Raw genomic sequence first — 243 nt, forward strand, 5'->3', positions numbered from 1 at the left:
TCGTGAAGCAGGCCGCGGCGCGCGTGAACGTGAAGCACGGGCTCGACCCCGAGATCGCCAAGGTGATCGACCAGGTCGCGCAGGAGATCGTCGACGGCAAGCTGGACGACCAGTTCCCGCTGGTGATCTGGCAGACCGGCAGCGGCACCCAGACCAACATGAACGTCAACGAAGTGATCGCGGGCCGCGCCAACGTGATCCTCACCGGCAAGCGCGGCGGCAAGGCGCCGATTCACCCGAACG

1 protein-coding gene is annotated in these 243 nt (G+C 66.7%); it reads left to right on the top strand.

All coding sequences use genetic code 11. From position 1 onward, the window contains the following. Positions 1-243 (top strand): lyase family protein (locus RVY79_RS21200; RefSeq protein ID WP_317466589.1); only part of this gene is annotated, 243 nt, incomplete at both ends.

The organism is Chromohalobacter sp. HP20-39 (genome assembly GCF_033052815.1).
Classification (GTDB): Bacteria; Pseudomonadota; Gammaproteobacteria; order Pseudomonadales; family Halomonadaceae; genus Chromohalobacter.